Genomic DNA, 23,384 nt, shown 5'->3' with positions numbered 1-23,384 from the left:
CGCCCATGGCCGTCTCGCGCACCGGAGACTGGGCACGGGCCCGTAAGCTGCTGGAGGCGGGCTCGTCGCGCCTTGAGGGGGCGATGCAGGCGGCCCTGCGCCAGGAGGCGCATGCCCTGCGCAAGGAGGTGGTGCAGGGCCTCTCCCAGCAGGCGCCAGGTGGCGAGCCACTCCGCCCACCCTCCCCTCTCACCCTGGCGGCGCGCCAACTCGCAGGCTTCAACGGGACGAAGGCCCTCCTCGTCTCCGGCGCGCTGCGCAACTCCATCTCCGTCGTCGTGGAAGGTGACGAGGCCTTCATCGGCGTGTCGCGCTCGGCGAAGAGTCCAGACGGCGAATCCCTCGTCGACGTGGCGCAGCTGCAGGAGTACGGAGGTCCGCCCGTCGCCATCCCCATGACGCCGAAGATGCGGCGCTTCCTCTTCTCGCTGTTGCGCCAAGCCGGCTTGGCCGGCCAGTCACGGACCGGCGGCAGTGGACGCGGCGTCATTGTGACGCAGACACCGGCACGCCCCTTCCTCCGGCCGGCCTTCGCACGGTTTCGCCAAGGCGCCAGTCGCCGCTTCCTCGCACGCGTCGCGAAGGAGCTGGGCCTCGGAGGTCCCGGGTAATGGCCGTCCCCTCCCTTACCTCCGTGACGCCCTCCTCGGGCCCCACCAGCGGCGGCGACATTCTCCGCCTCGTTGGCGTCGGCTTCGCGGCACACGTGGCCGTGCGCCTGGGCGGACTGCGCGCGGAGGTGCTCTCCATCCGTGAAGAGGCGGGCACCCACTTCGCGGATGTGCGGACGCCGGTCCACGAGGTGGGCACCGTCGACGTGGAGGTGCTCAACCTCTCCGCGGACGGATGCCCCATTCCAGGCGAGGCCGCTGTCCTTCCGGGGGCGTACCGCTACCTGCGCCCGCGCGTTGCGAAGGAAGCGGACCTCACCCGCCTCGTACGCACCCTGCTGCGTGAGTTGAAGCGGCAGGTGGTGGCCAACGTCAGTGCCAGCGTCTCCGTCGACTACGACGACACGGTGGCCGACGGCCTCAACGTCATTGCCATGGCCTCGCTGCCCTCGGTGGTGCTGTCAGGCCCCACGCTGCGCGAGAGTCGTCGCTACTCCACCAACGTCCTCCATGAGGACGTGGTGCAGGGCCCCTCCGGCACGGAGCTGGTGCGCAGGCGCCCCGCGTACACGGTGGATTTGGCCTTCACCCTCACGGTGGCCTCCGAGCGCACCGCCGAGCTCTTCAACCTCATGGCCGCCGTGGCCACCTTCCTCAACCGCAACCGCTGGCTGGCCATGCCGAGGGACGCCGAGGACGCCTCACTCGGCACCGTCCGCTGGGAAATGGACGCGGACGGCGAGGTGCGCACGCAACTGGGCAGCCGTGACGACGTGCGCGCCTTCACCTGGGGCTTGGTGGTGCGCGGCTTCGACGTGGACGAGGGCCTGCCCCTCGACATCGGCAAGGCCGTCGCCGGGACGCACCTCGAAACCGACTCTCTCTCTGGAGGCACCTCATGAGTGTCACCCTCACCAATGCCGTGGGCAGGCTCGCCACCTTCCTCCTGCCCCATGAGTCGTACTGCGTGGCGCGCGGCGCATGCGCCTGCGGCGTGCAGCCAGGCCGTGGCGGCCGGCGCCTGCCCTCCTCCCTCACCCTGGCCACGGGCGTCACGCTGGAGGACGTCCCTGAGGCCGTCCTCTCCGTGCCTCTGGTGGCGGCTGCCATTCGCCGGGGCGAGGTCGTCCTGAAGCGACCGGCATCCCCATCCCCTGTGTCGTCTCCGCCCCTTTCCGCGCCGGAAGCGTCTGCGCGCGTGTCTCGGAAGAAGCGAGGTGCCCCATGAGTCGTGAGTTGCTGTCGTCGAAAATCGTCGTGGAGGAGGAGGAGCCGCGCATCCGCGGCATTCCCGCCGCCCCTACCTCCGTGGCTGGCGCCGTCGGCCTGGCGGAGCGTGGCCCCATTGGCCAGGCCGTGCTGTGCACCTCCTTCGATGAGTACCAGGCCACCTTCGGCGGCTTCACCCCGGACTCCGACCTGGCCCTGGCCGCCATGGGCTTCTTCGAAAATGGCGGCAGCCACCTTTGGGTGGTGCGCACCGTCCACTACGAGGACGCCTTCGACCCCGAGTCGCACACGGCCACGCGCGCGGCGGCGGCCCTCACCACGGGAGGCGGGCCCACGCCTGCTGTCGTGCGCGGCACCCTGCGGCCTCCCTTCACCCTCGGAGACGGCCAGCGCCTGGGAGTATCCGTCAACGGCGCCGAGGCGGTGGACGTCGTCTTCTCCGGCGCCGCGGCTTCTGTCTCCGCGGGCCGCCCCGGGCCCTACGCCCTCACCGCCGGACAGTCGCTCCGGGTGCGCGTCGACGACGGGCGCGACGTCTTCATCCCCTTCACCGAGCGAGACTTCGATGACATGGCCCAGGCCACCGCCCAGGAGGTGGCCGCCGTCCTCAACGCGAGCATCGTTGGGGGGCGCGCCACCGTGGAGGACGGTGTGCTGAGAATCGCCAGCGACACCCGGGGCGTCTCCAGCCGCTTGGAGGTAGGCGACGAGGTGGCTGGCGCCGCCTTCGGCTTCCCTCTCGGCCCCCAGGTGGGTAGCGGCAACGTCCAGAGTCTGCGCGCCGTCGAGCTGGCTGAGGTACGGGCCCTCATGGAGGCTGCCGTGGCGGGTGTCCGCGTGGCGCCCTCCTCACTCGGGACTCTGCAGGTGCTCACCCAGTCCACGGGGCCTGGAGCCTCCTTGCTTGCGCAGGGCGACGCGGGCTCCGCCCTCGGCCTGGACGCGCTGCTGCACACGGGCGACGCCTCAGGGGCGGTGGACGCCCTCCACCTGGAGGCCAAGGACGCGGGCACTTACGCCAACCGCATCGAGGTGGAGGTGCGCCTCGCGACGAATGGCTCGCCCGACGCCTTCGACGTCCTCGTCCTCGAGGACGGTGCCTACCGCGAGTCCTTCCCCAACCTCTCCTCGGCCCGGGGCGACGCACGCTACGTCGAGCGCGTCCTCAATGACGAGCGCACCGGCTCCACCTACGTCCGGGCCTTCATGGTGCAACCGGACGCGCTCCTCGACGTGCAGACGGTGGCCCTCTCGGGCGGTGCGGACGGCCTCGTCGGCTTGGACGACACGGACTTCATCGGCTCCGAGGCCAGCGGGAGCGGCCTTTTACGCGCTCGACGCGGTGCAAGACGTCTCCCTCCTCCTGGTGCCCGGGCGCGCCACGCCCGCCGTCCACAACGCCATGGTGCGCTACTGCGAGGTGGCCCGCGATGGCTTGGCCTTCGCACTCTTGGACTCGCCCGCGGGCTACAGCGCGGCGGACATCGTCTCCTACGTCTCGCAGGAGGCCGCCCTCGAAGGCCTCTCTGAGCATGCGGCCCTCTACTGGCCCCGCGTCAAGGTGCTCAACCCCGCCCGCGGCGTCTTCGGCAACGTGGAGCAGCTCGTCGTCCCGCCCTCCGGCATCATCGCCGGCGTCTTCGCGCGCAACGACTCCGCGCGCCCCGGCGGTGTGTATGACGCCCCCGCAGGCATCGAAGCCGGGCGAATGTTCGGCGTCCTCGGCTTCGAGTCTAAGGAAGTTCTGGACGAAAAGAAGAGGGACCTCGTCTACCCCCGCCGCATCAATCCCCTCACCACGGGGCCGGGCCTGCCGCGCTTCATCGACGGCTCGCGCACGCTGAAGGCCAGCGGCAACTTCCCCTACGTCGCCGAGCGGCGGGGTGTGTCCTTCATCGAGCGCAGTCTCAAGGCAGGGCTGCAGTTCGCCCGGCACCGCAACAACACAGAAGGGCTGCGCGCCCAGGTGCGGCGCTCCATTGCCGCCTTCCTCCTCGCCCAGATGAAGAATGGCGCGTTCCGCAGCCAGGAGCCCGCCAAGGCCTTCTTCGTCGACGTCTCGGACGCCCTCAACCCGCCGTCCGTCGTCTTCGCCGGCAAGCTGGTGGCGCGCATTGGGCTCGCTACCAACAAGCCCGCCGAGTTCATCGTCCTGCGGGTTTCTCAGGACACCCGCGCCCTGGAAGCGGAGCTGGCTGGATGACACCCTCTCCTCAACCGCCTCCTCGTGCTTCTGCTCCCCTCGGCCCTCGCTTCTACGAGCACTCTTGTTTCTGTGGTTGCAGCGGTCGCCTCGAAATGAGCAAAGACCCGCGGCCCAACCGCATTCCAAGTTTTCTCCCTGGACACAACGCCAAGACGGGTTTCGAGCAGTGGGTTGCTGACAATCGAGGCAAGCATTTCTGTGCGTGCGGCTGCGGAGAATCCTTCGAACCGTCGCGTCAACATCGCCGCAAGGGCTTTCCCCGCTTCAAGCGGGGCCATGCCCTGCGTGTGACGCATCCGCGCGCGAAGAACATTGCCGGGTGGGTGCGCGAGCAACAAGGCGAGCACTCATGCGCCTGTGGGTGCGGACGCACCATCAGAATCCATCCTTCATACTACCGAGATGGGATTCCATCCTTTCGCCGCGAATGCATGCTGCGACTTCGCGTCCGTGAGAACCATCCGAACTGGGTTGCTGACCGCTCCCTGGTTCGCTCTGGCCGAGGCGGGCAATATTTAGTGCCGAGCATTCGGCGCGAAATCTTCCAAAGTGACGGCTACCGCTGTCGAGCCTGCGGAAGCACTGAAAACCTCACCACGGACCATGTCATCCCCGTATGTGAGGCCGGTGATGGCACGGCATCCAACGGGCAGACGCTCTGTGTGGACTGCCACAAAGAGAAGAGCCGTCGAGACCGGGAACGGTATTGGGAACGCAGGCGCAACGAACGAGCAGGAGAAGCAGATGGCCATCATCGGCAACCCGCGTAGTTTTCATAAGCGATTCCGCTTCGTTGTTGAAGCGGACTCAATCTCACACGCTGGCTTCCAGAAGTGCAGCGAGCTGTCCGTCGAGGTTGCCAACGTCCAGTACTTCGAGGGCGGCAGCCTCATCCCCAATAAGTCCCCGGGGCGCCTCACCTTCTCCGACGTCACCCTGGAGAGAGGCGCCACGCAGGACCACCAGCTCTTCGACTGGTTCCAGGACGTCGTCCACACCGCCAGCGGACTGGGCCTGCCGGACAGCCTCTACAAGCGCAACCTCGACATCGTCCAGCAGGACAGAGACGGCACCACGCTGCGCCGGTGGAGCCTCTCCCGCGCCTGGCCGGTGAAGTTCGTCGCAGGCGAGTGGGACAACGAGTCCGATGAAAATGTCATCGAAAGCGTCACCCTCACCTACGATTTCTTTGAGCTCACACGCTAGGCGGCCAAGCGCCTGGCTCTAGGTACTCTCGCCGCACCTCTTGACTCCGTAGTGCACTACAGGGTCCATGCTTTGGGCATGGACTCCAAGGACCGTCTCAGCATCGGTCAAGTCGCGCGCGGCGCTGGGGTCGGCGTCGAGACTGTGCGCTTCTACGAAAAAGAAGGGCTCGTCCCCAGGCCCGCTCGAAATGCTTCGGGCTACCGGCAGTACCCCGCCGACACGGTGCGACGCATTCGCTTCGTGCAGGCCGCGAAGGTGCTCGGATTCACCCTCAAGGAGATTCTCGAGCTGCTATCGCTGCGCGTTACGCGCGGCAAGACGTGCGCGGATGTGAAGGCTCGCGCGGTTGAGAAACTCAGCGATGTCGATGCCAAGCTCTCAGAGCTTCAGCGGGTGCGAGATGCCCTCGCGAAGCTCGCCGCATCCTGCACTGGGACAGGCCCTACAAGCGCGTGCCCCTTCCTCGATGCACTCGATTCCGAAGGAACTGCACATGCCGACCGTTGAACTCCTGTTCTTCCCTGACTGCCCGAACATTTCTGTTGCCCGCGAGCAGCTCCTGCGCGCTTTCGCGACGGTCGGCCTGTCGCCGTCATGGTCCGAGCACGACGTCACCGCGGAGAATGCTCCCGCCCACGTTCGCGGATACGGCTCTCCTACCATTCTCGTTGATGGCCGCGACGTCACGGGAGACGCGCCGGCAGGCGGCTCGGCATGTCGCATCTACATGGGGAGCGACGTTCGAGGCGCTCCTCCCATGGACGCCATCGTGACTGCGCTGCAAGCTTCGCCGCTCGCAAGCCCCCGAAAAGGCTTCGGCAGCAGCCTCGCGATTCTGCCCAGCGTGCTCAGCTCCGCGCTACCTGTCGTCGCCTGTCCCTCGTGTTGGCCCGCCTATGCCGGTGTACTCAGTGCACTCGGAGTACCCTTCCTGATGGGCGCGGCGTGGCTTCTACCGATTACCGCGGGCACGCTGCTAATCGCCCTCGGGAGCCTCGCCTACCAAGCGCGGAGGCACCGCAGCCTCGGTCCGCTCGTTCTCGGCGCAGCGGCAGCAACCGCCGTCCTTATCGGCAAGTTCGTACTGGAAGTGGATGCAGTCGTATACACGGGCACCGCGCTCCTCATCGGAGCCGCCGTGTGGAGCAGTCGGCCGAAGAAAGCCGCCCACGCACCTGATTCCTGTAGCTGTGCCCCCATGGAGTGACAACCTGGCGATGTCCCCGATTCGCCTCCCGAGGGCTTTGTGTCTCCGGGAGACAAATATGGCCGACATCGTTTCGTGCCCCTCGGGGCTGACGGGCCGCATTCGCGGCATGAAGGTGCGGGAGGAGCGGGTCCTCGCTGACCGCAAGCTGGCGAAGAGCGGCGGCCAGGTGGATGAGCTGCTCTCCGCGTGCTGGGAGGAGACTCAAGAGGCAGGCCCCTACGCCTTCGCCGACGGGAAGGTGGACTGGGGCCAGGTGCTGCAGGGGGACCGCTTCTTCGCCCTCCTCCGGGTGCGCGTCCTCACCTACGGCCCCGACTACGTCTTCGCCGTCCCCTGCCAGAATGCCGCCTGCCGGGTCCGCATCGACTGGGAGTTGGACTTGACGCAGTTGCCGGTACGCGCCCTCTCGGACGCCAGTCGCGCGGCATTCATGGCCGGCAACCGCTTCGAGACGACGCTGCCCGACGCCGGCAAGCGCGTGCGCTTCAAGCTGCTGACGGGTGAGGACGAGCGGCGCCTGCCGCAGCTGCAGCGCGCGGCGCCGGAGAAGCTGTTGTCCTCTGTCCTCGCCTACCGGGTGCTGGACGTCGACGGCGTGGACGCGCGCGACAAGCGCCGCTTCCTCGAGGACTTGAGCCTGCGCGACGCGGACTTCCTCGTCGACGAGTTCGACCGCGTCGACTGCGGGGTGGACACGACGCTCGAAGTCGAGTGCCCCGAGTGCTTCATGCGCCAGGAGGTGGAGCTCCCTTTCGACCGGGGCTTCTTCCTTCCGGGGAAGCAGCGGACGACGAGGCGCCGGGAGCGCTCCACCTCTTCCCTCGCGTGACGCTGGAGACATGGCGCGAGGGCCTCTTCCAACTGTGCTGGCACCAGCACGGAGGCAGCGGCCTCGCAGCTCCCCTCGGTGACGCCCTGGAGCTGCCCACCTCGGACAGGGACTGGCTCCTCGAGCGCATCGGCCAGCAGCGCAGTCGCGAGGCGAAGGCCTTGGAGAAGGCCGCGAAGCGGAGGTAGCGAATGCTCAACAACCTCGGCCTGGGCTTCGTCTTCACGGCACGGGACTTGGCCTCTGGCACCTTTCAAGGGGTGGAGCGCAACTTCATGAGCCTGGACAGGCGCGTGGGGTTGGGCACCGCGCGCATCGAAGGGGCCTTCCAGCGGCTCGGCGTCGCCATGGCCCTCTTCACGGCGGGCGCCGTCACCCTTGGTGCGTCGCTGTCCCTGGCCAACACTGCAGGCCAATTTGAGCAGGCCGTGGCGGGCGTGGCCGCCGTCTCTGGTGCCTCGGCCGAGGTGCTTGGGCAGCTTCGGGACGCGGCAATCCAAGCAAGCCTCGCCACGCAGTTCACCCCCACCGAGTCGGTGCTGGGCCTGCGCGAGCTCACCCAGGCCGGCTTCACTGCCGCTGAGGCCATGAAGCTGCTGGAGCCCGTCCTGGATTTGGCCGGTGGCTCGCTGGGGGAACTGACACCCCAGGGAGCGGCGGGCCTGGCGTCGCAGGCGATGAAGGCCTTCGGCATCTCCACCGACAAGGCAGCCCTCTCCGTCGACCAGATGCTCCAGGCCGTCAACGTCTTCGCCCTCAGCGCGAATGAGTTGCCCCTGGCCCTCGGAACCGCCGCGCGTGGTGCGCAGGCCCTCAACCAGTCCCTGCCCGAGACGCTCATCGCCCTGGGCCTCGTGAAGAACGTCGTCCCCGGCGTAGAGCGCGCCTCTACCGCCGTGGCCGTCGCCATGGAGCGCATGGCGGACCCGCAGGTGCAAGAGCACCTGCGCGGCCTGGGCGTTGCCGTCACCGACTCCAAAGGCAACTTCCTCTCCTTCCTCGGCATCCTCGACGAGCTGGCACCGGCCCTCAGCCGCATGACGGAGGCACAGCGCTCCGCATTCCTGCTGAAGGCCTTCGGCCGCGAGGCGCTGGGCGGCGTGAATGCCATCCTCACGCAGTTCACCAACGGCATCCGCAAGGACACCGGCGAAGTCGTCCGCGGCGCCGAGGCCCTCAAGTACCTGCGCGATGAGTTCGAGAATGCGGGCGGCACGGCCGAGGCGTTCCGCAAGCAGATGCTGGACACCTTCGAGGGCCAGAAGACGCTGCTCGCCGGCAACCTGGAGACGCTGGCCATCGTCCTCGGGGAGCCCTTCGCCCAAGTCTTGAAGCCCCTCGTCACCCTCGTCGCCAGCACGGTGCAGCAGGTGCTGGGTGTCTTCCAGGCGTTGCCTGGCCCGGTGAAGCGCGCCTTCGCAGCCTTCGCGCTCGGAGCTGGCGGCCTGGTTACTCTCGTCGGCACCGTCATCGCCGCGAAGGTGGGCCTGGCGCTGATGGTGGTGGGCCTCAAGGTGCTGGGCCTCACGCTGGGCAGCCTCCTGGCCACGGTGCTGCCAGCGGTAGCAGCTGTTGTCCTCCTGGGTGTCGCCGTGGCCGGCCTCGCCTACGCCTTCCGTCACAACCTCGGTGGCCTGGGCGACTTCGCGCGGCGTGTGCAGGAGCAGGTGACGCTCGCCTTCCGCGGCCTCGTCCAGCTCTTCGAGGACGGTGGCTTCTCCGGCGCGGTGCGGGAGGAACTGGGCCAGGCGCAGAACGCCGGCCTGAACGACTTCCTCATCAACCTCTACCTGTGGGCACACCGCGTCCACAGCTTCTTCTCCGGCCTGGCCGACGGCTTCTCCTCCGGGCTCGAAGCCGCACGCCCCACCCTCGACGCATTCCAGGCGACGTTGCGGCGTGTGGGCGAGGCGCTGGGCGTCCTCTCCGAGCGGGACGACGCGGCCACGGCGGCGGCGAAGTTCGCCGCCTTCGGCGACGCGGGGGCCACGGTGGGGCGCGCCCTCGCCCGCGTCTTCGACTTCGTCGTCAGGGGCCTGACGGCCGCCGCGGAAGTGGTGGAGGGCCTGGCGGGACAGTGGGGCTACATGAAGGCCGGCGTCGACGTCCTCCTGGGCAGCCTGGCGCACCTGGGCCGCGTCCTCGGCGGGGCGCTCTCTGGCCTCCTGGGCACCAGCTCCGCCGCGAGGGAAGGCGGCAGCATCTGGGTGGCCATGGGGCAAGCCATCGGGTTTGCCATCGGCAACATCACCACCGTCGTGGGCGTGCTGGTGTCCGCCGTCTCCCTCGTGGTGTCGGTGGTGGGGGGCATCCTCAACGCCGCCCTGGCGGCCTTCTCCGGCATCGTCGACGTCTTCTGGGGCGTGGTGTTGACGTTGGGGGGCGCCCTCACCGGCAACTGGGCCGAGGCCTGGACGGGGCTGAGGCTCATCGTCTTCGGCACGGTCGACGCAATCTCCGGCGTCCTCCTGGAGCTGGTGGGCGCCATCCTCGGCGTCGTGGACGCGGTGGCGAGCCTCTTCGGAGCGAACACCGGTTTGCAGCAGGCGCTGCGGACTGCCCGGCTGGGCCTCCACCGGGACTTGTCCGTCGCCTTCGGCCTCGAGGACTCCACCGGCAGCGCCGCCACACCGTCGCCCGTCGTCGCCACCGCTTCGCCCACCTCGCCAGTGGACTGGCCCCTGGAGTCCTCGTCCATGCCGGCGGTGGCGGCCCTCCAGGCCTCGCTGCCCCAGCCCGAGGTGCTCTCCTCGCAGCCGGCCGCGACTCCCGCCGCGCCCGTCCTCGTCAGCCTGCAGGTGGACGGCGAGGTGCTTGCCCAGGCCACGGCGCGCGCCGAGAGAGACGCAGCCTCCCGCAGCTTCTCCCCCATGCCGGCGTACTGAAAGGCGGGCCCCACGTGCCCATCGCTGCCGGCCTCGCCCGTCCTCCCCGCTGCGTGTTGGTGAATGTCCTCACCGGCGAGGCCATGGAGTGCCTCTTCAACCCCACCCAGCTCACCGAGAAGCTCCAGGTGAATTGGAATCGCCTGGCGGTGCCGGGCCTCTCCCACCAGGTGCTCCAGTTTCAGGGCACTTCCAACCGGCAGTTGGCGGGCGTGGAGTTCTACCTGGACACATTCTTCGCCACGCAGCAGGCCGACACGTCCAACATCATGGCGTTCCGCGGCTTCCTGCGGGCGCTCACCGTGCCCCCGGCGGGCACCGAGGGTGTGCTGGCGACAGCACCGCCGCGTGTCCTCGTCCTCTGGCCCGGCATCCTCACCGTGGAGTGCGTCGTCGCCAGCGTGGAGTTCCAGTACCGCCAGCTCGCCGTCGACGGACGCGTCCTCGTCTACACCGCCACCGTCACCTTCGAGGAGGTGCTGGACACCCGCGTCACCTCTGAGCAGCTCCGTCAGGAGGTGCCGTAGTGGCCCCTCACGCCGGCAGCCGCTACTCCTTCTCCCTCGGCCTCCGGGACGAGGTCGGCCGCCTCTTCCTCACCGAGAGAGTCCCCTACGGCTTCCAGCCGCACGCGGACACGCGCGTCCACCTCGTGGCGCAGGGCGACTCCCTCTGGGGCCTCGCCGGCCGCTACTTCGCGCCCCTCCCGCGCGCCTGCGGCTTCTGGTGGGCCATCGCCGACTTCCAGCCGGAGCCCATCATCGACGCGACGCTGGAGCTGGAGGCCGGGCGACGCGTCTACATCCCCTCGCTGCGCGTCCTCACCGACGTCATCCTCAGCGAGCAGCGGCGGAGGGCCAGCGAATGACGCGGCCCCTCGACAGGAGCGCGCCTGGCGTGCGCCTCACGCTGCTGGCACACGAGAAGGCCCGCAGCGGTGAGCCCCTCTCCCTGGAGGGCCGTGTCCTCGGCCTCACCTTCGAGGACTCCGCGACGAAGGCCGACAAGCTGTCCCTCCAGTTGGACAACTTTGACCTGGCGCTCTTCGACAGGGCCGAGCTGGTGGGCGGCGCGGTGCTGGAGGTGTCCTGGGGCTACCCGGGCCTCATGGCACCTCCGCGGCGAGTGGTGGTGAAGAAGCTGAAGGGCTTTCAGGTGCTCACCGTCGAGGGCCAGGCGCTCTCCGCCCTCATGCACCGCGAGGCGAAGACGCGCACCTGGAAGGGCAAGACGCGCGCCCAGGTGGTGCGCGAGGTGGCCGCCGAGTACGGCTACGAGGAGGACTCCGTCCACGTCGAGGACACAGGAGAGCCCTTCGACACCATCCACCAGGCCGGGGAGACGGATGCGAGGTTCCTCCGCCGCCTGGCCGCGCGGGAGGAGTTCGAGTTCCACGTCGACGACAGGGGCCTCACCTTTGGCTCGCGCAACCAGGCCGCCGCGCCCACACAGGTGCTGTGGTGGTACGCGGACGCGGGCCGGGGCGACATCCTCTCCGTCAACGTCGAGTCGGAGCTGGGCCGCCGAGTGGGCCAGGTGGGCGTCCGTGGCCGTGACGCCATGGCCAAGGCAACCATCGACGCCCAGGCGAGCAGTGCCACCGTGGAGCGCACCACGCTCGCGGACTACCTCGAGGTGGTGGACAAGCGCACGGGCACCACGTCGCTGCAGCTTCGCAACAGCACCACCAGCGTCCAGCCCACCTCGGCGTCGACACCTGCCCAAGCCCAGCGCGAGTCCGAGGCCCGCTTCCGACGCGCGGAAGCCGGCACCGTGAAGCTGTCCCTCCAGGTGGTGGGCAACCCCGCCCTGCGCGCGAAGTCCGTCGTGGAGGTGCGCGGCATCTCCAGCTTCCTGTCCGGGAAGTATTACGTCACCGAGGCGAAGCACGTCCTCTCCGCGTCTGGCTACACCACGGCCTTGAAGCTGTCGCGCGACGGCACCGGCCGCCGGCAGCAAGCCACTCCCGAGAAGCAAGGCCAGCCCCAGGGCGGACAGCCCAACACCAGCGCACCCGAGGCGACTGGGGCGCTGAAGGAAGTCGAGGCCTTCGAGAGGGACACCGGCACCCGGTACATCGAGTACCGCCGCGACGGGCAGCCCATCGGTGTCGAGGACCCTGAAGCCGGAATGAGTCTCCCCAGGTAGCGAGCCCACCATGAGCACCTTCGACGACGACATCCTCGCCCACGACACGCGCCTGCTCGGCATGTACGTGGGCTACGTCACTAGCCGCGACGACGAGGCGCAGCTCGGCCGCGTCCGCGTGTGCATCCCCGGTGTCCTCGAGCCCGAGTCCGCCTGGGCCTGGCCCCTGGGCACCTCCGGCGGGGGCGCCAAGGACACGGGCTTCTTCGCGGTGCCACACGTCGGCGCAGAGGTGGCTGTCTTCTTCAACCAGGGCGACGTCGACGCGCCCTACTACCTCAGCGCGCACTGGGGGAAGCCGGGCGGACAGAGCGAGGTGCCCGAAGAAGCCCAGGTGTCTCCGCCCGACAACCGCGTCCTCGCCACGCCCACCTTCCGCGTCGAGTTGGACGAGTCCGTGGGCCACCGCAAGCTGAAGCTCACCAACCGGAAGACGGGTGACTGCCTCACCTTCGACGCGGAGGAGAACACCGTCACCCTGGAGGCCACCACCGCCCTCACCCTGCGTGCGGTGGGCGCCATCTCCCTCGAAGCCGCTCAAGTCACCATCGCCGGGCGCGTGGTGCGCCCCATCGCCGACCCGATTTGAGGAAGCCCATGGCACTACCCATCTGCATCCACATCCCGCCGTTGCCCGAGGCGCCCACGCTCACCCTGCCCGGCGGAGCCACCTTGCAGCACCACCAGCTCCTGCAGGCCGTCCAGCCGGCGCTCGCGCCGCTCACGCCAATCTTCGACATCATCGGCGCGGTGCTGGCCCTCGTCGAAGTCGTGAAGGCAATACCTGACGCGCTGGGGCCTCCGCCGGACCCGACAGCCATCGCCGCGGCCCTGCCGAATGTGGCGGAGAAGGTGTCCAAGCTGCTCCGCCTCGTCCCCCAGCTCTCGGTGCCGTACACGGTGGTGGGCGTCATCGACATCGTCCTGGGCGAGCTGGGCCAAGCGCGAAACCAGCTCGTCCACCTGCAGCTGCGCCTGTCGAGTGTGGCGCGGGCCCGGCAACGCGCCGCCCAGCTTGGAGACGCGGGACTCCTGGCGGTGGCCGGCTGTGCGGAGGCCAACGCCGCGCAAGAGGCCGTCAACATCGGCAAGGCCCTCGCTGCCCTCTCCCAGCTCATGGCCCTGCTCAACGTCTTCCTGGGGCTTGTGGGTGGGCCCCAGGTGCCGAACTTCTCCAGCCTTGAGGGGAGCCCGTTGGAAGAAGCCATTGCCCCCCTCGACGCCATCGTCCGCACGCTGCAGCAGGTGCGCGCGGCCATCCCCATTCCGTGAAGAGGACACCTTGAGCCAGCAACCTCGGAATCTCCTCATCCCCTTCCGCAGAGACAAGAAGCGGGACTTCGCCGTGGGCAGCGGGGCCGAACTACTCGCCTCGAAGGTGCGGCAGGTGCTGCTGACGGAGGGCGCCACGCCTCACTCCACTGGCGAGCTGCCCTGGCGCACCAGCTTCGGCGCGGGCCTCTCGCGGCTGCGCCACCAGCGCAACGACACGGTGTTGGCGGAGCTGGCGCGCGTGTACATCCGTGACGCCCTCGCGCGCTGGCTGCCTGGCGTCCATCTCGAGCAGGTCCGCATCGTTCAGGAGGCAGCCACTCTGATGCTTCGTATTCGAGTGCGCGAGCACAGCGCGACGACGGCATTGGACGTACATCTCGAAGAATAAGAACCACTTCGAGCCACAACCTTCTTTCGCATCGGGAATTTCACGACACACTTCATCCAGAGTCGAAAGTTCGGTCGCGAGAAAGAGCTCTCAAACTGAACTCCAGCGTCAAGCTCTGCCACTCAAGCTAGGCGAGAAGGGACCACAGAGTGTAGCCTACATGCGTGGCACTTCCAGCCTGGAGGGAGGCGAAACAAGGCAACATCCACCCGCCCGAACGCAAGACAGCCAGCACACAAACCCACATCCCTACCCCTACGCCACAATGAACAACCTGATAATTCAAAGACCAGATGGATCCATCGAAACAACGGACGGCCAGACGTTACTATTCAGCACAGAGCGTTTTGAGCGCGACATCGTACGAGGAGATGCCTGTTTCATTTGCGGCACCAGCCGAAACTCAGGCCAAGCATTCAACGACGAGCACATCCTTCCGCGATGGCTACTGCGAAAGTTCGATCTATTCCGGAGCACAATCACCCTCCCCAACAACACAAAACTCACATATGGACAATACACCCTCCCATGCTGCGCAAGCTGCAACTCGCAAATGGGCCAAACTTTTGAAAATCCCATCCAAGAACTCTGCGAAGGCGGGCTCGAGCGCGTCGGTCAATTCATCAAACAAAACGGCACCGCCCTGTTCTTCCGTTGGCTCTCACTCATCTTCCTCAAGACCCACCTAAAGGACAATACCCTATACCAGACTAGAGATCGCCGCTCTGGCGACCTTCGTAGAATTGCGGACGCATACGGTCATGCCGATCTTCACCACATCCACGCAGTCGCACGCTCATTTCACACGAAGTCAATCTTGGATGAGTCGGCGTTTGGGTCATTGCTGTTCCTCCCGGCAAAGCAGGTAAGCGGAATCATTCAACCATTCGACTTCGCAGATCTCTACGCCTCAAAATCGCTCCTCCTTCGCATCAACGACTTTTGCCTCATCGCCGTGTTCGATGACAGTTGTGGCGCCCTGAGCCTATTTATGAATGAGCTCGAGAGAATTCGCGCACCGCTCTCGCCCGCCCAATTGCGCGAAATCTTCGCGCACATCTCATTCATCTCAGCCAACCTTAAAGAGCGACCACTATTCCACTCCACCTTCAACAAGACCTGCCACACAATAAAAGGCAGCCACCCATCAGAAGTACAACTCAACGATCCACCAGCAACACCGTTCGGAGAGTTTCTGTTTGCCGCCCTCTCAAACGTCATACAGACGCACCCAGGCCGTGAACGAATCTCAGCATCAATCCGCGAGGGCAAGTACAGCTTCCTCTTTGATGCGAACGGAAATCAAATCGACGACTCTGTGATTCTACGGCCCTAGCATTCGAGCCAGCCGCACCAGTCGCCGCCCCAGGCCAAGCATAAGATACGCTTCTCGGCGAGCCTCCCATAGAAACCTAACACTACCCGGTCAGATGAATCGGGTGCGGACGCCCCGTGTTGACGGAGCATGACGCCCACCCAGTTACACAAGCTTGACTGGGAGCTGAGCGAGTTCCTGGACTCGATGACGGAGGGAATGGGCCGGACCGAGAGACGTCGCGCCCTCGGCGGCTACCTCACTGGGCTGCTGCTCGACGGAGAACGCAAGAGCATCGAGCCCATGGCGGCCCGGCTCGTCGCAGCCCCCGAGCAGACAGAAGCCATGCGCCAGCGGCTTCAGCAGTGCGTGTCCGGCGCGGCTTGGGAGGACTCCGAAATGCGACGACGTCTGGCGCGGAAGCTTGAGCGCGAGCTACCGGGCTTGGAGGCCCTCGTCATTGACGACACGGGCTTGCCGAAGAAGGGCGTGCATTCGGTGGGTGTGGCGCGCCAGTACTCGGGCACCCTGGGGCGGACGGAGAACTGCCAGGTGGCCGTCAGCCTGCATGTTGCTGGAGAGAAGGGCAGCGGCTGCATCGCCATACAGTTGTACCTGCCTGAGGAGTGGACGCGCAGCAGGAAGCGCTGCAAGGCCGCGGGCGTCCCGGCTGGAGTGAAGTTTCAGAAGAAGTGGCAGATAGCGCTGCGCCAATTGGATGACGCCTTGGCGTGGGGCGTACGCCGGCACCTCGTGCTGGCCGATGCCGGGTATGGCGATGCACGGGAGTTCCGCGACGGCGTGCGAGAGCGCGGCCTGCACTACCTCATGGGTGTGCAGGGCACGCGCAAGGTGTGGCCGCCCGGCGCCAAGCCGCGCAAGCCCGAGAGGGAGCCGGGGCAGAACGGGCGCACGCGCACGCGCTACGTGGCCGCGGGCGTGCAGCCCTGGGCCATCGAGGAGTTGGCGCTTCAGCTTCCGAAGGAGGAATTCCAGACAGTCTCTTGGCGCGAGGGCAGTCGGGGCGAGCAGTCCTCCCGGTTCGCCGCCGTGCGCGTGCGGACGGCGGAGCGGCACGTCCAGCGAGCTGCGCCGAGTGAAGAGGTATGGCTGCTCATCGAGTGGCCCCAGGAGGAGAAGGCTCCAACGAAGTACTCGCTCTGCTCGCTGCCCGCGAACACGTCGCTTACGGAGTTGGTGCGCTTGTCCAAGCTGCGCTGGAGAGTGGAGCGCGACTACCAGGAACTCAAAGGCGAGGTGGGGCTTGACCACTTCGAGGGGCGAGGGTGGCGAGGCTTCCACCACCATGCCACCCTCTGCATGGTAGCCCACGGATTCCTCGCGCTCCGCCGGGCGCTTTTCCCCCCGGAGGAGAACACGCTGGACACTGCCCGAGGTGCGCCGCCGCCTTCAGCACCTGCTGCTGCGCCGCATCGGCCACTGCCCACTGTGCCTGCGTCACATCAACGCCCGTGCACCTCCTCGGGGGCCGTCACGCATGTGACCGGGTAGTACTAAATGCCCAGCTCGGGGGAACCAAAAGAAGTCACCTGTCCCCTAAGAAGTGAGCCGCAGGCCTTTGTCTCCCGGTGGAGGCCTTCGCCGACGTGCCACTTCTCTCCGCGTCCACCGACTACACCCACCGCGACTTCGACGCCCTGCGCGCGCGCCTCGTCGCGCTTGTGAAGAGCGTCTTCCCCGACTGGAGCGACTTCGACGTCGCCAGCTTCGGTAATGTCCTGCTGGAGATGTACGCCTTCATCGGCGACGTCCTCGGATTCTACCAGGACAACCTCGCCCGTGAGTCGCGACTCTCCACTGCGACCCAGCGCCGCAACGTCATCGCCCTGGCGCGCATGCTGGGCTACCGGCTTCACGGCGCGCAGGCGGCCACGGCCGAGGTAGAGCTGCGCCTAGCCCAGCCTCCCGCCGCCCCCGTCACCTTCCCCGCCGGCACCATCGTCCGCACGCAGGAGGTGACGGAGGCCGTCCGCTTCCAGTTCCTCTCGTCCGTCACCATTCCGGCCGGCGCCAACCCGCCGCGCTTCGTCGCGGTGGTGGAGCACTCGAAGACGCACACCCAGCTCTTCGACGCCCGCGGCCTCGCCGACTTCGAGGCGCACCTGGACTTCGCGCCCTACCTCGACGGCTCCGCCCGCGTGTCCACCCCCCAGGGCGCCTTCACCGAGGTGGACACCTTCCTCAACTCTCGCGCTTCCGACGCCCACTTCCTCGTCAGCGTCGACCAGGGGGACAGGGCCACCGTCCGCTTCGGCACCGGCACCAACGGCCTGCCACCCGCTGGCACCGTGGCAGTGGTGTACAAGACGGGGGGCGGCGCGGCCGGCAACGTGGACGCGGGACGCCTCGTCGTCGTGGAGGGCAGCTTCCGGGACGCCCACGGCCACGCGGTGCAGGTATCCGTCCACAACCCCGCCCCCGCCTCGGGTGGCGCGGACAGGCAGACGGTGGCCTCCGCGAAGCTGCTCGTCCCCGAGAGCCTCCGGGCCCTGACGCGCACCGTCTCCCGCGAGGACTTCGAAATCAACGCCCGGCGCCTGCCCGGTGTGGCCCGCGCCCTCATGCTGACGTCCAACGAGGACGCCACCATTGGGGAGAATGCCGGCATCCTCTACGTGGTGCCCCAGGGCGGCGGGGTGCCCACGCCCGCGCTCAAGGCCCAGGTGCTGCGCCAGGTGACGGAAGTCTACCCCTGCACCCTCACCTTCCAGGTGAGCGTCCAGGAGCCGGTGTACCGGCGCGTGGACATCTCCGCCCGCCTCTTCCTGCGCCAGGGCGCTTCGGCCCAGGACGTCGCCGCACGTGTCCGCCAGGCGCTCACTGCCCACTTCCGCATCAGCGAGCCGGACGGCACGCCCAACCCGCGCATCGACTTCGGCTTCAACCTCAAGGACGCCCAGGGCTTCCCGGCCGGCGAGGTGGCCTGGTCCGACGTCTTCAACGTCATCCGCGACGTGTCCGGCGTCCGGAAGCTGGGCGACGCGCGAATGGACCTGACACTCAACGGCCTGCCCGCGGACGTGAAGCTGACGGTGCGGGAGCTGCCGGTGCTGGGCAGCGTCACCCTGCAGGACGGGGACACCGGAGGGCTCCTCTGACATGGCCCTCCTCAACCCCAGCTTCGAGGACGCGGGCGCACGGCCCGGCGAGGCTGCACACTGGACGCTGACGGCGGTGACGCGCTTTGAAGCCCTGGCGGGCTTCGGTGTGCCGGAGGAGGCCTGCGAGGACTTCGAGCGGTGGCACACGTGGCGCACCTCCCTCTCCGACGTCTCTGTGGCCCTCGCCTTCTTCTCCGGGCAGCGCGAGGGCTTCGAGGCCTTCTCCCGAGGTTGGGACAACGACGGCTTCCTCTTCGAGCTGCCGACCGCTCAGCTCGTCCCGCACCTCTTCGAGGGGCAGGCCGCCGAGACGTGGGGACAGGGGCCCTTCCTCACGAGTTGGGCGGACATCACCTCCTTGGCGGGCCTCTTCAGCGACTTGCCGCGGGAGGACTTCGAACAGCGCTGGCACACCAACGAGGCCTACGCCTGGCGCTGGGAGGACGTGACGGCGCGCGGGGCCCTCTTCAACACCACGCAGCCCGTCGAGGACTTCGACACTGGCTGGCCTGTGGCCACCACGCAGTGAGGACACCATGGCACTCGCAGACTGGACTTACCTCAACGGCGGACTGGACATCGCCACCGTGGACAGGGGCGTGACGGCGGGCATTGCCCGTCCCCCGGGCGGCGGCAACTTCCTCTTCGCCTTCAACTCCCTCTCCGCCGCGCAGGGCGCAGTGGGTCTCTTCGCCAACCTCCCTGACTTCGCCCCCATGGCCAAGGGAGGCAGCATCCGCGGCTGCCTTCAGCGCGGGCCCGGCGGCGGCTCCACCGGCTTCTCCCCCTTCCTCTTCCTCTGCGGCCAGGGCACCTCCGTCAATGACTCCGCCTACCTCCTGGGCCTCTCCGACGACGAGCCGCACCGCGTGGTGCTACGCAAGGGTGCGGTGGCCACGGGGCTTCCCGACGCGGACGGGCCCGGTGTCCTCCTGAAGTCCTCGGCCAGCTTCACCCAGGGCACTTGGCTGCACCTGCGGCTGGACGTCGTCGTCAACGCCAACGGCGATGTCGTCCTCAAGGCCTTCCACAATGATTTGGCCGCGCACCCGCTGGGCTCGCCTCCCGACTGGCAGCCCGTGCCAGGCATGGCCGACTTCGTTGACGATGCCCTCGGCATCAACTCCGGCAGCCAGCCCCTCACCTCGGGCCGGGGCGGCTTCGGCTTCGCGGTGCGGGACGTCACCCGCCGGGCCTACTTCGACTCGCTCGAGCTGTCCCGTCAGGTGTGAAGCAATGGCCCTCACCGCATTCACCAGTCGCCTGGGCCTGGGGCAGGGCCGCATTCGGCCCCAGCGGGCCACGCCTGCCTCGGGCGAGTACCTCTTCGTCCTCGGAGACGAGGAGCCTGGGCGCCGCTTCGAGCTGGCCCCCGGGGACTTTGCCGAGGTGACGCAAGCAGTGGACGTCACCGGCGTGGACCTGGTCCGCACCGCTTTGCGCCTCCGTGTGCCGCCAGGCGCCCCGGCGGGCCTGGCCTGGGAAGCGTCCCTCGTCGTCGATGGGGTGAAGTACGCCCGCTGCCTCGGGCGCTCTAGCCGCGAGCGCCTCGTCGCAGACATGGCCGCCAACGTCTCGAAGCTCTCCGGCGTCCACACGGTGGGCGTCCGCTTGGAGCTCGTCTCCTCGTGAGGAAGCCCCCATGGCCACGGTTGAGCTGCCCGCCCTCTACGTCGACACCGTCTCCCTCTTCGCCGAGACGCGCCGCCCCCTCCTCCTCAACCGCGCTCCGGGCCCCGAGGAGGAGGACGTCCCCGTCGATGCCGCGCTGGAGCTGGAGGTGGTGGACGTCGGCGCGGACGGCATTGCCCGGGCGGCCACGCGCGTCTGGGTGGGTGGAGTCCTCGCCTTCGAGGGCGGGGCCAGCGTCGAGGTGCAACCCGCCTTCACGGGGCCCCTGGCGGAGGTGACGCAGACAGCGGACACCCTGCGCGTGGTGCTCCACCCGGCGGTGCCGCTGGCCAGCCAGGCCACCGTCTCCGTCCACGTCGCCTCGGCCACGGCCGGCGGCGCGCACCTCCTCGACGAGACGTACACCTTCACCGTGGAGGACCGCACTGCGCCCCGGCTCGTGGGCGCCCAGGCCCTGGCGCCGAAGTCCGTGCGCCTCGCCTTCGACGAGGACGTGCGGGTGCCTCCCTCGGCGCGCTTCACCTTCACGCCTCGTGGCGCCCCCGCAGTCCCGGTGGCCTCCCTCGAGGCCGCGGCCGACGGCCCCCTCGTCCACCTCGTCCTCGACACGGAGCTGACGCCGGACGTGGGGTACGAGGTCCTCGTGGAGGGCGTGACGGACGCACACGGCAACCCGGTGCTCGCCCCCTACCACCGCGCCACCTTCGCGGGCTTCCGTCCAGCCCGGCCACCCTCCCGGAGCTTCCAGCTCTGGAACATGCTGCCGGGCCACAACCGCCGCGACGACGTGACGGGCGACCTGCGCCGCTTCATCTCCTGTCTCCAGGAGGTGACGGACTTGCTCCTGGCTGACTTGGACGCCTTCCCCGACGTCTTCGACTTGGAGCGCGCGCCGGAGGACTTCCTGGACGCCATCCTCCAGGACTTGGGCAACCCCTTCGCCTTCGAGCTGGACGTCCTCGCCCGGCGCCGCCTGGCCGCCATCCTCGTGGACATGTACCAGCAGAAGGGCACCGCGCTGGGCCTGCGCAACGCCATCCGCTTCTTCCTTGGCATCGAGGTGCGGGCCATTTCCCCGTTCGCCTCCGACACCCTCGTGCTGGGTGAGTCCGAGCTGGGCGTGGACTGGGTGCTGGGCCCCTCGGAGCGCTTCGCCCGCTACGCCTTCAACGTCGAGGTGGAGCGCCTCCTCTCGCCTGCGGAGCGCCAGCGCCTGCGCACCCTCGTCGAGTACCTCAAGCCCGCCCACACCCACTTCATCGACTTGGTGGAGCCCCTGCCCCCCATTCTCCCCGAGCACTGGGAGCTGGGACTCAGCGAGCTGGGCGAGACGACGACACTGCACTGACGTCCGCCTAGCATGTCCCCGATTTCGCGCGCCCTGCCTTTGCCTTCCTCTGGAGGGCACAGGCATGAGCAACCGGCTGGATTTTTTCTTCAGGCAACGTGTCAGCGAGGCCGAGCTGGACCTGGCCTTCGCCCAGTTGGAGCAGGCGGACAGAAGCCTCGCCTCGGACTTGGGCATCCACGGCGTCATCTCCGGGGCCGTGCCCGCGCCGCATTCCCCCGTGCCCAACCTCTCCGTCGACCTGACGGCCCCGGCTCGCGCCTACGACAACCTCGGCCAGCGCATCTTCTTCGGCACGGGCCAGACGGTGGACTGCGCGGTGGACGTCTCCGGCATCCCCACCGACGTCTCCACCTCCGGCAGCGAGCGGTGGCTGGGCGTCTTCCTGCGCTTCACCCGCCTGCTGTCGGAGCCGCGCACGGACGGCAACTCCCAGCAGGTGTACTTCCGCCGCGACGAGTCCTTCGAGCTGGTGGTGCGCCAGGCGCCGGAGGGCCCCGTCGGCCAGGCGCCCAAGCCCGCCCTCCAGCCCGACGAGTTGCTGCTGTGTGACGTTCGGCGCCGCCCTGGGCAGACGCAGATTCTCGCCGCGGACTTGGACACCTCCCGCCGCCAGGTCTTCATCTTCGCCCGGGGCACCTCCGTGGCCGTGGAGAGCGGCACCTGGGACGTCCTGAGCCCCAGCGCGGACACGGTGCAGGCGACGCTGGACGCGGTGGACGCCGAGTTGGCCGGCCACTTCTCCGGCGCCACCCGGAGGCACGAGGCCAGTGCCGTGGACTACGCGCCCCACGGCTTCATCACCTCCACCACCGTGCAGGAGGCCGTGGACGAAGTCGTCGACAAGCTCTCCTCGGCCGCCGCTGGCACACCGGGCGCCTCCCGCGTGGGCGCGGACGCGGTGCCCGGCACGCCCAACCTCCTGCCGGCGGGCACCGTGGACGCACAGCTCTCCTCGCTGCTGGGCTTCGTCAACGCCCACCAAGGCGCAGCCACGGGGGCCCACCACGCCAGCGCCATTGGCGCCTCGCCCCATGGCTACGTCAGCAGCACCAGCGTCCAGGCCCAGTTGCAGGAGGTCGTCACTCGCCTCGGCGAGACGACGGCCGGAAGCCCCGGTGCGTCTCGTGTCGGAGGAGACGCACTGGCCGGGACGCCTCACACCCTCCCCGCCAGCAGCCTGCGGCAGCAGGTGGCCGCGCTTCTGGGCTTCCTCAACGGGCACGTCACACAAGGCGCAGGGGCCCACGCAGCCACTGCCATCTCTGTTGCGGACACGGGCAACCTGCTGACGACGGCTACCGTCGAAGCGGCCCTCGCTGAAATCCTCGCGGCCTTCAGCAGCGGACACTACCGGAGCAACGAGACGGCGGCAGGCCAGCACAAGGCCATTCTCCAGCCCAGGCTGGGCACTGGCCGCGTCCTCCTCCTCGACGCCCTGGGCGTGGGAGGCGCAGCCGCGCGTCTGCGTCTCTACGCTGACGACGACTCGGTGTGGTTCACCCTCAACGCGGCCTGGAATGGCAGTGCCTGGACCCGGGACACCACCGGGGCGGCTGCAGGCGGATTCCGCCTCTCGCGCAACGAGGCGGAGTTCCTCCACGACGCCAGCGCTGGCGTCGCCTTCACCTCTTGGACGCGCACGTTGCGGCTCCCCCTGAGTAGCACCGCCAGCAACACTTCCTTCGAGGTGGCGGGCAGCGTGCGCGAGGTGGGCCGGCTCGGCCTCCAGTACAGCAACAGCGACACGGCCGCGCACGACAACCTGGCCGGCGGCGGCTCGGTGACGTTCCGCAGCCGCTTTCCCACCGCGCCCTCCTCCATCACCCTCACGCCCTACGCCACCAGCGGCAGCTTCGTCGGCAACCCCACCGTCATGGTGCCGGACAGAGACGGCTTCGCCTTCTACTGCCACCAAACCATCCCCGCACTGGGCGCCACGTACTGGTTCGGCTCGTACACCGCTGTCGCGTGAG

26 protein-coding genes are annotated in these 23,384 nt (G+C 68.3%); all 26 read left to right on the top strand.

Annotated elements, in window-relative coordinates:
• Window positions 1-5 precede the first annotated feature (5 nt).
• The 26 genes from FL344_RS18585 (at window position 6) to FL344_RS18460 (ending at window position 23,383) form a co-directional block, all read left to right on the top strand.
• Window positions 6-611 carry a hypothetical protein gene (locus tag FL344_RS18585; RefSeq protein ID WP_095957878.1) on the top strand — a complete coding sequence of 202 codons (606 nt, stop codon included), beginning with the start codon at window positions 6-8 and terminating at the stop codon, window positions 609-611.
• Window positions 611-1,513 (top strand): IPT/TIG domain-containing protein, encoded by a 903-nt coding sequence (locus FL344_RS18580; protein ID WP_141619465.1) that lies wholly within the window; start codon window positions 611-613, stop codon window positions 1,511-1,513. Before FL344_RS18585 ends, FL344_RS18580 begins: the two co-directional genes overlap by 1 nt.
• Window positions 1,510-1,839 (top strand): hypothetical protein, encoded by a 330-nt coding sequence (locus tag FL344_RS18575; RefSeq protein ID WP_095957876.1) that lies wholly within the window; start codon window positions 1,510-1,512, stop codon window positions 1,837-1,839. Before FL344_RS18580 ends, FL344_RS18575 begins: the two co-directional genes overlap by 4 nt.
• Window positions 1,836-3,371 (top strand): phage tail sheath protein, encoded by a 1,536-nt coding sequence (locus FL344_RS40045; protein WP_095957875.1) that lies wholly within the window; start codon window positions 1,836-1,838, stop codon window positions 3,369-3,371. The genes FL344_RS18575 and FL344_RS40045 overlap by 4 nt, the downstream gene beginning before the upstream one ends.
• Window positions 3,277-4,044, top strand: a complete 768-nt coding sequence (locus FL344_RS39180) for a phage tail sheath family protein (RefSeq protein ID WP_338026012.1) — start codon at window positions 3,277-3,279, stop codon at window positions 4,042-4,044. Before FL344_RS40045 ends, FL344_RS39180 begins: the two co-directional genes overlap by 95 nt.
• Window positions 4,041-4,817, top strand: a complete 777-nt coding sequence (locus FL344_RS40040) for an HNH endonuclease (RefSeq protein ID WP_095957873.1) — start codon at window positions 4,041-4,043, stop codon at window positions 4,815-4,817. The genes FL344_RS39180 and FL344_RS40040 overlap by 4 nt, the downstream gene beginning before the upstream one ends.
• A complete protein-coding gene (locus FL344_RS18555) occupies window positions 4,792-5,253 on the top strand; it encodes a phage tail protein (protein ID WP_095957872.1) in 462 nt (153 codons plus the stop codon). The genes FL344_RS40040 and FL344_RS18555 overlap by 26 nt, the downstream gene beginning before the upstream one ends.
• 78 nt (window positions 5,254-5,331) lie before the next feature.
• The gene (locus tag FL344_RS18550; RefSeq protein WP_095961547.1) at window positions 5,332-5,763 is read left to right on the top strand and encodes a MerR family transcriptional regulator; all 432 of its coding nucleotides are present in this window, start codon (window positions 5,332-5,334) and stop codon (window positions 5,761-5,763) included.
• Window positions 5,750-6,463 (top strand): MerC domain-containing protein, encoded by a 714-nt coding sequence (locus tag FL344_RS18545; RefSeq protein ID WP_141619464.1) that lies wholly within the window; start codon window positions 5,750-5,752, stop codon window positions 6,461-6,463. The genes FL344_RS18550 and FL344_RS18545 overlap by 14 nt, the downstream gene beginning before the upstream one ends.
• A 58-nt stretch (window positions 6,464-6,521) precedes the next feature.
• Window positions 6,522-7,295 (top strand): hypothetical protein, encoded by a 774-nt coding sequence (locus FL344_RS18540; RefSeq protein WP_095957871.1) that lies wholly within the window; start codon window positions 6,522-6,524, stop codon window positions 7,293-7,295.
• Window positions 7,292-7,483, top strand: a complete 192-nt coding sequence (locus tag FL344_RS18535) for a hypothetical protein (protein WP_095957870.1) — start codon at window positions 7,292-7,294, stop codon at window positions 7,481-7,483. Before FL344_RS18540 ends, FL344_RS18535 begins: the two co-directional genes overlap by 4 nt.
• Window positions 7,484-7,486: 3 nt before the next feature.
• The gene (locus FL344_RS18530; RefSeq protein ID WP_095957869.1) at window positions 7,487-10,180 is read left to right on the top strand and encodes a phage tail tape measure protein; all 2,694 of its coding nucleotides are present in this window, start codon (window positions 7,487-7,489) and stop codon (window positions 10,178-10,180) included.
• A gap of 14 nt (window positions 10,181-10,194) precedes the next feature.
• On the top strand, window positions 10,195-10,707 hold the full coding sequence (locus FL344_RS18525) for a peptidoglycan-binding protein (protein ID WP_095957868.1): 513 nt from the start codon (window positions 10,195-10,197) through the stop codon (window positions 10,705-10,707).
• Complete coding sequence (locus tag FL344_RS18520) at window positions 10,707-11,048, top strand: hypothetical protein (RefSeq protein ID WP_095957867.1); 342 nt, start codon at window positions 10,707-10,709, stop codon at window positions 11,046-11,048. The genes FL344_RS18525 and FL344_RS18520 overlap by 1 nt, the downstream gene beginning before the upstream one ends.
• Window positions 11,045-12,328: a phage late control D family protein gene (locus FL344_RS18515; RefSeq protein WP_095957866.1), complete on the top strand. Its 1,284-nt coding sequence runs from the start codon at window positions 11,045-11,047 to the stop codon at window positions 12,326-12,328. The genes FL344_RS18520 and FL344_RS18515 overlap by 4 nt, the downstream gene beginning before the upstream one ends.
• A 10-nt stretch (window positions 12,329-12,338) precedes the next feature.
• Entirely contained in the window at window positions 12,339-12,917 is a 579-nt protein-coding gene (locus FL344_RS18510) for a phage baseplate assembly protein V (RefSeq protein ID WP_095957865.1), read from the top strand.
• 8 nt (window positions 12,918-12,925) lie between these two features.
• A complete protein-coding gene (locus FL344_RS18505) occupies window positions 12,926-13,600 on the top strand; it encodes a hypothetical protein (protein ID WP_095957864.1) in 675 nt (224 codons plus the stop codon).
• 10 nt (window positions 13,601-13,610) lie between these two features.
• Window positions 13,611-13,991: a GPW/gp25 family protein gene (locus FL344_RS18500; RefSeq protein ID WP_095957863.1), complete on the top strand. Its 381-nt coding sequence runs from the start codon at window positions 13,611-13,613 to the stop codon at window positions 13,989-13,991.
• 265 nt (window positions 13,992-14,256) lie between these two features.
• Window positions 14,257-15,327 (top strand): hypothetical protein, encoded by a 1,071-nt coding sequence (locus FL344_RS18495; protein WP_194863155.1) that lies wholly within the window; start codon window positions 14,257-14,259, stop codon window positions 15,325-15,327.
• Between the two features lie 129 nt (window positions 15,328-15,456).
• Window positions 15,457-16,818, top strand: a complete 1,362-nt coding sequence (locus tag FL344_RS18490; RefSeq protein ID WP_095957862.1) for an IS701 family transposase — start codon at window positions 15,457-15,459, stop codon at window positions 16,816-16,818.
• Between the two features lie 77 nt (window positions 16,819-16,895).
• The gene (locus FL344_RS18485; protein WP_194863154.1) at window positions 16,896-18,425 is read left to right on the top strand and encodes a baseplate J/gp47 family protein; all 1,530 of its coding nucleotides are present in this window, start codon (window positions 16,896-16,898) and stop codon (window positions 18,423-18,425) included.
• A 1-nt stretch (window position 18,426) separates the two neighbouring features.
• The gene (locus FL344_RS18480) at window positions 18,427-18,957 is read left to right on the top strand and encodes a hypothetical protein (protein ID WP_095957861.1); all 531 of its coding nucleotides are present in this window, start codon (window positions 18,427-18,429) and stop codon (window positions 18,955-18,957) included.
• Window positions 18,958-18,964: 7 nt separating this feature from the next.
• Complete coding sequence (locus FL344_RS18475) at window positions 18,965-19,660, top strand: hypothetical protein (RefSeq protein WP_095957860.1); 696 nt, start codon at window positions 18,965-18,967, stop codon at window positions 19,658-19,660.
• A gap of 4 nt (window positions 19,661-19,664) precedes the next feature.
• The gene (locus tag FL344_RS18470) at window positions 19,665-20,060 is read left to right on the top strand and encodes a hypothetical protein (RefSeq protein ID WP_095957859.1); all 396 of its coding nucleotides are present in this window, start codon (window positions 19,665-19,667) and stop codon (window positions 20,058-20,060) included.
• A gap of 10 nt (window positions 20,061-20,070) precedes the next feature.
• Window positions 20,071-21,408, top strand: a complete 1,338-nt coding sequence (locus tag FL344_RS18465) for a phage tail protein (protein ID WP_095957858.1) — start codon at window positions 20,071-20,073, stop codon at window positions 21,406-21,408.
• 64 nt (window positions 21,409-21,472) lie between these two features.
• The gene (locus tag FL344_RS18460; RefSeq protein ID WP_095957857.1) at window positions 21,473-23,383 is read left to right on the top strand and encodes a hypothetical protein; all 1,911 of its coding nucleotides are present in this window, start codon (window positions 21,473-21,475) and stop codon (window positions 23,381-23,383) included.
• The last annotated feature ends 1 nt before the right edge of the window (window position 23,384 follow it).

It is taken from the genome of Myxococcus sp. AB036A (genome assembly GCF_006547355.1).
Classification (GTDB): Bacteria; Myxococcota; Myxococcia; order Myxococcales; family Myxococcaceae; genus Myxococcus; species Myxococcus virescens.
Note: the sequence above shows the minus strand (reverse complement) of the source record. Positions and strands in the feature narration are given on the sequence as shown.